The following is a 342-nucleotide window of genomic DNA, read 5'->3' on the forward strand; positions in this document are numbered from 1 at the left end:
GCAGCCCCTGGCAGCGCGGATGCGGTCGCAGGCCGCTGACTCCGGTTTCCTCCGCCACTTCGCGCAGCGCCGAGTCCCACACCGAACCCGGCGCCTCGTAATGGCCGCCCGGCTGCAGCCAGCGGTCCAAGGTCTTGTGGTGGATCAGCAGCAGCTGCGTGCCGCTGGCATCGAGCACGATCGCGCTGGTGGTGATGTGGCCGCGCATATTGGCGCGGCTGAACACATCGCCGTGGTCGTCAGCGAGTTGCGCCGACAGCGCGGCCAGGCGCTGCCGCTCGCCAGGAAAGCGTGCCAGAGAGCGCGCGAGCTGCGCGGCCGCGTCGGCGTGCGGGCTCAGGG

1 protein-coding gene is annotated in these 342 nt (G+C 71.6%); it reads right to left on the reverse strand.

Annotation, left to right across the window (positions count from 1 at the left end):
* Positions 1-342, reverse strand: a 342-nt coding sequence (locus tag H5407_RS23815; protein ID WP_183106938.1) for an NUDIX domain-containing protein, incomplete at both ends; no start/stop codon positions are given.

Source organism: Mitsuaria sp. WAJ17 (assembly GCF_014174515.1).
In the GTDB taxonomy this organism is placed as follows: domain Bacteria; phylum Pseudomonadota; class Gammaproteobacteria; order Burkholderiales; family Burkholderiaceae_C; genus Roseateles_B.